Below are 8,345 nucleotides of genomic sequence, written 5' to 3'. Positions count from 1 at the left end.
ACCCGTTCCGTAAGGCGTACCCGACCGAATTCCCGTACTTCACCGACATGGGGATGGACACCAACATCACCAAGATCGATAAAGTCGACGACCACACCGTCAAGTTCACCCTGAAAGAAGTCGACGCCGCGTTCATCCAGAACATGGCCATGAGCTTCGCTTCGGTGCAATCCGCCGAGTACGCTGCCCAGCTGCTCAAGGAAGGCAAAGCCGCCGACATCAACCAGAAGCCGATCGGCACTGGCCCGTTCGTGTTCAAGAGCTACCAGAAAGACTCCAACATCCGCTACACCGGGAACAAGGACTACTGGAAGCCTGAAGACGTGAAGATCGACAACCTGATCTTCGCCATCACCACCGACCCGTCGGTACGTATTCAGAAGCTGAAAAAGAACGAGTGCCAGGTCACCCTGTTCCCGCGTCCGGCCGACCTGAAAGCGCTGAAAGAAGATCCAGCACTGAAGATGCCTGACCAGGCGGGTTTCAACCTGGGTTACATCGCCTACAACGTGATGGACAAGGTCAAAGGCAGCAACGAGGCAAACCCGCTGGCTGACCTGCGCGTGCGTCAGGCGCTGGACATGGCTGTGAACAAGCCACAGATCATCGATTCGGTTTATCAGGGCGCAGGCCAATTGGCCGTCAACGCCATGCCGCCGACCCAGTGGTCTTACGACACCACCATCAAAGATGCCAAGTACGATCCTGAGAAAGCCAAACAGCTGCTCAAGGAAGCCGGCGTCAAGGAAGGTACCGAGATCGTTCTGTGGGCGATGCCGGTTCAGCGTCCATACAACCCGAACGCCAAACTGATGGCCGAAATGCTCCAGTCCGACTGGGCCAAGATCGGCTTGAAAGTGAAGATCACCAGCTACGAGTGGGGCGAGTACATCAAGCGCTCCAAAGGTGGCGAGAACCAGGCCATGATCATTGGCTGGAGCGGTGACAATGGTGATCCGGACAACTGGCTGAACGTGCTGTTCGGCTGCGACTCGCTCAGCGGCAACAACTTCTCCAAGTGGTGCGACAAGAAGTTCGACGGCCTCGTCAAAGAAGCCAAGCGCACAACCGACCAAGGTAAGCGCACCGAACTGTACAAAGAGGCACAACACGTCCTCAAAGATGCAGTCCCAATGACACCTATCGCTCACTCGACGGTGTACCAACCCATGCGCGCCAACGTGCAGGACTTCAAGATCAGCCCATTCGGCTTGAATTCCTTCTACGGCGTCAGCGTCAGCAAATAAGGCACTGCAGCGGCGACGTTTATGACGTCGCCGCTGTTTTACCTGCCGGGAAGTTAGGAATTTGCCTACAGCCGATTCCGCTGCAGAGACTTGCAGTGGCGAGGCCGCGTCGCCTTTTCCTACGAGGTTTTCAGGCTTTTACGCATTTACTGCCAGGCCCACGGCTAATACCGTCGGGTTCTGACCAGTTTCTGTGTGGGCCACCGGTTTGCCGTACGTATTGGATTGAGCTCAATGCGACCACAACGTTTCAGGACGAAACGCGGCGCATTGCACAACACTAAAAAAAGAGGGAGCGTCATGCGCCATACCTTGGTTTTTTCCGCATTGCTGGGCGCCGGCCTGATGGCCGCCACGTCCGCGAGTTTCGCCGCCAGCAAAAGTCTGGTGTTCTGCTCTGAAGGCAGCCCCGCGGGTTTCGACACCGCGCAATACACCACGGCCACCGATAACGATGCCGCCGAACCGATCTACAACCGTCTGGTCGAGTTCGAAAAAGGCGCGACCAATGTCGTACCGGGTCTGGCCACCAAGTGGGACATTTCCGAGGATGGTCTCAAGTACACGTTTCACTTACGTGAAGGTGTGAAATTTCATACAACGCCGTACTTCAAGCCGACCCGCGACTTCAATGCCGACGACGTGCTGTTCACGTTTAATCGCATGCTTGATCCACAGCAGCCATTCCGCAAGGCTTATCCGACCGAGTTCCCGTATTTCAACGGGATGAGCCTGAACAAGAACATCGCCAAGGTCGAGAAGACCGGGCCGCTGACCGTGGAGTTCACGCTCAACAGCGTCGACGCCGCGTTCATCCAGAACCTCGCCATGAGCTTCGCCGCCGTTCTGTCCGCCGAATACGCTGACAAGCTGCTGGCCGACGGCAAACCGAGCGACATCAACCAGAAGCCGATCGGCACCGGGCCGTTCGTGTTCAAGAGCTATCAGAAAGACTCGAACATCCGCTTCACCGGCAACAAGCAGTACTGGGATCCGAGCCGGGTCAAACTCGACAACCTGATTTTCGCGATCAACACCGACGCCTCCGTGCGCGTGCAGAAGCTCAAGGCTGACGAGTGCCAGATCACCCTGCATCCGCGTCCGGCCGATGTCGACGCGCTGAAGAACGATCCGAAACTGCAACTGATCTCCAAACCGGGTTTCAACCTCGGTTACATCGCCTACAACGTCCGCCACAAGCCGTTCGATCAGCTCGAAGTGCGCCAGGCATTGGACATGGCGGTGAATAAACAAGGGATTCTCAACGCTGTTTATCAAGGCGCCGGCCAACTGGCCGTCAACGCCATGCCGCCGACCCAGTGGTCTTACGACGACAGCATCAAAGACGCCGCCTACAACCCGGAAAAAGCCAAAGAGCTGCTCAAGGCTGCGGGCGTCAAGGAAGGCACCGAAATCACCCTGTGGGCGATGCCGGTGCAGCGTCCGTACAACCCGAACGCCAAACTGATGGCCGAAATGCTCCAGGCTGACTGGGCCAAAATCGGTCTGAAAGTGAAAATCGTCAGTTACGAATGGGGCGAGTACATCAAGCGCACCAAGAATGGCGAGCACGACATCAGCCTGATTGGCTGGACCGGCGACAACGGTGATCCCGACAACTGGCTCGGCACGCTGTACAGCTGCGACGCCATTGGCGGCAACAACTACTCCATGTGGTGCGATCCGGCTTACGACAAGTTGATCAAACAGGCCAAGGTCGTCACCGACCGCGACCAGCGCACCGTTCTCTATAAACAGGCTCAGCAGTTGCTGAAACAGCAAGTGCCGATCACGCCTGTCGCCCACTCGACGGTCAACCAGCCACTGAGCACGAAAATCGAAGGCTTCAAGGTGAGCCCCTTCGGACGCAACGTTTTCTCGGGTGTCAGCATCGATTAACCCAACCGATTAGCCGCAACGCTGAGGGGCCCGTCTAGCCCCTCACGCAAGCGCTTTGCCGAAATTCGCCAATCAGGCATTTGGCAAACGTTTGCGATGTGTGAATGAGTTCTAAACCAATAACCGGCCAACCCAAAAAAGCCGGCATAAAAAGAAAGTAAAGGAGCTTCACCCATGAAACTGAGCAGCACTGCGATATTGGCCCTGGCCATCAGCAGCATCACCGCAACCGCTTATGCGGAAACCCAGAGCCAGGCGTTCACCCCGGTGACGATCAACGACAAGAGCGCCCAGGCGGAAGCCAGCGGTTTCGTCGAAGGTCAATCGATCAGCGGTTCGACCCGTAACTGGTACGCCAACGAGCAACTGAAGCGTGGCGCCAAGTTCGCCTATAAAAAGGACGGTCAACTGGCTGAGACCGACCGCCGGATCAACTGGGTTCAGGGCACCATCGTCAAGTACAACTCGGGCTTCACCGAAGGTACTGTCGGTTTCAGCACTGAAATCGCAGCCTATAACGCCCTCGCGCTGGAGCGTGATCGCGAGAACCTGGCATCCGGTAACGGTGGCGCGCCGAAAACCGGCCCGGCCTCCGGTAACAACCGTACCCTGACCCACAAAGACAACGGCGACGCCGTTGATCAGTGGAGCAAACTGGGCCTGGCCAACATCAAGGCGCGTGTTTCCAACACCACCCTGACCGCCGGCCGCATGAACTTCAGCAGCCCGCAAGTCGACGTGATCGGTAACCGTGCCCTGCCTTCGAGCTTCGAAGGTGTCGCGATCCACAGCGAAGAGCTCAACAACCTGGCATTCGACGTGGCGACCTTCGACCGCGTCTCGCCACGTTCGGAGCAGAGCCTGCAAAAATTCCGCACTGAGTACGGCAACGGCCGGGTGGAATCCGATCACGTCAACACCGCCGGTATTTCCTACCAGCCATTCGCCAGCCTGACCACCAGCCTCTGGGGCACGCAGGCCGAAGACATCTGGAACCAGTACTACTTCGGCGCCACGCACGTATTGGGCGACAGCTCGGTACTGAGCCTGACCACCGGCCTGAACTACTACAAAACCGTCGACGAAGGCAAAAAGCTGCTGGGCGAAATCGACAACGACACCTACTCGCTGTCGTTCGGCCTGACTCACCTGGCCCACACCCTGACCTTCTCGTATCAGGAAGTGAACGGTAACGAGTACTTCGACTACCTGCACGAAACCAACGGCATCTACCTGGCCAACTCCCTGCTGTCCGACTTCAACGGCCCGAACGAGAAATCCTTCCAGGTTTCCTACGGCATCAACATGGCCGAATACGGCGTGCCAGGCCTGAAGTTCAACATCTACCAGGCGCGCGGCTGGGGCATCGACGGCACTCACTACAAGGGTGGCGGCTACGACGGCGTGCAGGCGATGGACGGCGAAACCCACTATGAATACGGCATCGGTGCAACCTACGCGGTACAGAGCGGCCCGCTCAAAGCCACCACGGTTCGCGGCACTTACACCGCTCACCGTGCCAGCGAAAACCAGGCTGACGGCAGCATCAACGAGTTCCGTCTGGTGACCACCATTCCGTTCAACATTCTGTAAAACGCCTGCCGACGGCTGACTCATGATGAGTCGGCCGTTCGGCTTTTTGTCTTCAACCGATTGCAGAGGGTTATCGATGAAAATGCTTCCCCTACGTGCGGCCATCGCGGCTGCGTTGCTGAGTGTCGCTGTTGGCGTCTCGGCCAAACCCCTAGTCGTCTGCACCGAAGCCAGCCCGGAAGGCTTCGATATGGTTCAGTACACAACTGCAGTCACGGCAGACGCTGTGGCCGAAACCATCTTCAACCGCCTGGCCGATTTCAAACCCGGCAGCACTGAAGTGATCCCGGCGCTCGCCGAATCCTGGGACATCAGCGAAGACGGTCTGACGTACACCTTCCATCTGCGCAAAGGCGTCAAGTTTCACACCACCGAATACTTCAAGCCGACCCGCGACATGAACGCCGACGATGTGGTCTGGAGCTTCCAGCGCCAGCTGGATCCGAATCACCCGTGGCACAAACTGTCGAGCGTGGGCTTCCCGTACTTTGAAAGCATGGGCTTCAAAGAACTGCTCAAAAGCGTAGAAAAAGTCGACGACAACACGGTCAAGTTCACCCTGACCCGCCGCGAAGCGCCATTCCTGGCCGACATCGCGATGGCGTTCTCCTCGATCTACCCGGCCGAATACGCCGACCAGTTGCTCAAGGCCAACAAGACCGGCGACCTGAACAGCAAGCCGATCGGCACCGGCCCGTTCATCTTCCAGCGTTACGCCAAGGATGCGCAGGTTCGTTTCAAGGCCAATCCGGACTACTTCCGTGGCAAGCCACCGGCCGAAGCACTGATTCTGGCGATCGCCACCGACAACAACGTGCGCTTGCAGAAGCTCAAGGCCAATGAGTGCCAGGTCGCGCTGTATCCGAAACCGGATGACATCCCGAGCATCAAGAAAGACAGCAACCTGAAAGTCGAAGAACTCGACGCGATGACCGTCTCGTACATCGCCATGAACACCACCCACAAATACATGAGCGACGTGCGCGTGCGTAAGGCCATCGACATCGCCTTCGACAAGGAAGCCTACGTCAACGCGCTGTTCGGCAAAGGCAACGCCTCGGTCGCGGTCAACCCTTACCCGCCGACCTTGCTCGGCTACAACCATGACCTGAAGAACCCACCACGCGATCTGGACAAGGCCCGCGCCCTGCTCAAGGAAGCCGGAGTACCGGAAGGCACCGTGTTTACTCTGTTTACCCGTAACGGCGGCGGCCCGACCAACCCGAACCCGATGCTCGGCGCGCAAATGATGCAGGCTGATCTGGCGAAAGTCGGGATCAAGATCGACATCCGCGTGATGGAATGGGGCGAAATGCTTAAACGCGCCAAGAACGGCGAGCACGACATGGTGTCTGCCGGATGGGCGGGTGACAACGGCGACCCGGATAACTTCCTGACGCCTATGCTCAGTTGTGAAGCGGCCAAGAACGGCGAAAACTATGCACGTTGGTGCAACGAGAAATTCCAGGCACTGCTGGATGAAGCACGGGCTAAAGTAGATCCGGCCGAACGCGCCGCGCTCTACGAACAGGCGCAAGTGCTGTTTAATCAGGATCAGCCATGGATCAGCATGGCCCACACCAGGATGTTCACGGCAATGCGCAACAACGTAGAGGGTTATCAAATCAGCCCTCTCACAACCAATAACTTCGCCACCACCCAGGTGAAGTAGATAAGAAACTCCCCGCGTCCCTGACCCCAGGGACGCCGGGCACGCCTAACCGGCTGATGAGGTACTACACAAGATGTTTAGTTTTATTGCCCGCCGACTGGGGTTATTGATCCCCACGTTTTTCGGCATCACCTTGCTGACCTTCGCGTTGATTCGCATGATCCCTGGCGACCCCGTGGAAGTGATGATGGGCGAACGTCGGGTCGACCCCGAAATGCACGCTCAGGCAATGGAACGCCTAGGTCTGAACAAACCGTTGTATGCCCAGTATCTGGACTACATCGGCAAACTGGCTCAAGGCGATCTCGGTGAATCCCTGCGCACGCGAACCAGCGTATGGACCGAGTTCTCCTCTCTATTCCCGGCGACCCTGGAATTGTCCATGGCCGCCCTGCTGTTCGCCGGCATTCTGGGCCTTTTGGCCGGGGTGATTGCGGCACTCAAGCGAGGATCCCTGTTCGACCATGGGGTGATGGGCATCTCCCTCGCGGGGTACTCGATGCCGATCTTCTGGTGGGGCCTGATCCTCATCATGTTCTTCTCGGTGAGCCTGGGCTGGACGCCGGTTTCCGGGCGGATCGACCTGCTCTACGACATCGAGCCGCGCACCGGTTTCATGCTGATCGACACGCTGCTGGCCGATGACGTCGGGGCGTTCTTCGACGCGCTGCATCACCTGATCCTGCCGGCCATCGTGCTCGGCACCATTCCGCTGGCGGTAATCGCGCGAATGACCCGTTCGTCGATGCTCGAAGTGCTGCGTGAAGACTACATCCGCACCGCCAAGGCCAAAGGCCTGTCGCCGTCGCGCGTGGTATTCGTCCACGGTCTGCGTAACGCGCTGATTCCGGTACTCACCGTGGTCGGCCTGCAAGTCGGCACCCTGCTGGCCGGTGCAGTCCTGACCGAAACCATTTTCTCCTGGCCCGGTATCGGTAAATGGCTGATCGAAGCCATCGGCGCCCGGGACTATCCGGTTGTGCAAAACGGCATCCTGTTAATCGCCTGCCTGGTGATTCTGGTCAACTTCGTAGTGGACATCCTCTACGGCTTTGCCAACCCACGCATCCGTCATCAGCGCTGAGGTCCAATCCAATGAGCACTCCAACTTCCTCAGTAGCGACGTCCGCCACCACCGCGGATCAAAGCCTGCTGTACCCGTCTCCGTACAAAGAATTCTGGCAAGCCTTCTCCAAGAACAAAGGCGCGGTTGCTGGCCTGATGTTCATGTTGCTGGTGATTTTCTGCGCGCTGTTCGCGCCGTGGGTCGCCCCGCACAACCCGAGCGAGCAATACCGCGACTTCCTGCTGACGCCGCCGGCGTGGCTTGAAGGCGGGCAGATTCAGTTCCTGCTCGGCACCGATGAACTCGGCCGTGATTTGCTGTCGCGCCTGATTCAGGGCTCGCGCCTGTCGCTGCTGATCGGCTTGTCTTCGGTGGTGATGTCGCTGATTCCGGGGATCCTCCTCGGTCTGTTCGCCGGTTTCTTCCCGAAGATGATTGGCCCGACCATCATGCGTCTGATGGACATCATGCTGGCCCTGCCGTCGCTGCTGCTGGCTGTGGCGATTGTCGCCATCCTCGGCCCTGGCCTGATCAACACCGTGATTGCGATTGCGGTGGTTTCCCTGCCGTCCTACGTGCGTCTGACCCGTGCCGCCGTGATGGGCGAACTGAACCGCGACTACGTGACCGCTGCGCGCCTCGCGGGTGCCGGTCTGCCACGCCTGATGTTCATCACTGTGCTGCCGAACTGCATGGCACCGCTGATCGTTCAGGCGACCCTGAGCTTCTCCTCGGCGATTCTCGATGCCGCTGCGTTGGGCTTCCTCGGCCTTGGCGTACAACCGCCAACCCCTGAGTGGGGCACCATGCTGGCTTCGGCCCGCGACTACATCGAACGCGCCTGGTGGGTGGTGAGCCTGCCTGGTTT

At 58.4% G+C, this 8,345-nt stretch carries 6 protein-coding genes; all 6 read left to right on the top strand.

Annotation, left to right across the window (positions count from 1 at the left end; genetic code table 11):
- The coding region (locus tag ACIP1X_RS26645; protein WP_400755766.1) for an ABC transporter substrate-binding protein at positions 1-1,247 on the top strand (1,247 nt) is incomplete at its 5' end.
- Positions 1,248-1,547: 300 nt separating this feature from the next.
- On the top strand, positions 1,548-3,146 hold the full coding sequence (locus tag ACIP1X_RS26640) for an ABC transporter substrate-binding protein (protein ID WP_159815356.1): 1,599 nt from the start codon (positions 1,548-1,550) through the stop codon (positions 3,144-3,146).
- Positions 3,147-3,320: 174 nt separating this feature from the next.
- Positions 3,321-4,739, top strand: a complete 1,419-nt coding sequence (locus ACIP1X_RS26635) for an OprD family porin (protein WP_400755765.1) — start codon at positions 3,321-3,323, stop codon at positions 4,737-4,739.
- Positions 4,740-4,815: 76 nt separating this feature from the next.
- The gene (locus ACIP1X_RS26630) at positions 4,816-6,411 is read left to right on the top strand and encodes an ABC transporter substrate-binding protein (RefSeq protein ID WP_053117068.1); all 1,596 of its coding nucleotides are present in this window, start codon (positions 4,816-4,818) and stop codon (positions 6,409-6,411) included.
- 73 nt (positions 6,412-6,484) lie between these two features.
- Positions 6,485-7,495, top strand: a complete 1,011-nt coding sequence (locus ACIP1X_RS26625) for an ABC transporter permease subunit (protein ID WP_053117067.1) — start codon at positions 6,485-6,487, stop codon at positions 7,493-7,495.
- Positions 7,496-7,506: 11 nt separating this feature from the next.
- Positions 7,507-8,345: ABC transporter permease subunit (locus tag ACIP1X_RS26620; protein WP_400755764.1), on the top strand; the 839-nt coding region annotated here is incomplete at its 3' end.

The organism is Pseudomonas sp. NPDC088885 (genome assembly GCF_044750025.1).
Taxonomy (GTDB): Bacteria; Pseudomonadota; Gammaproteobacteria; order Pseudomonadales; family Pseudomonadaceae; genus Aquipseudomonas; species Aquipseudomonas rustica.
This window is presented reverse-complemented; position numbering and strand designations above follow the sequence as displayed.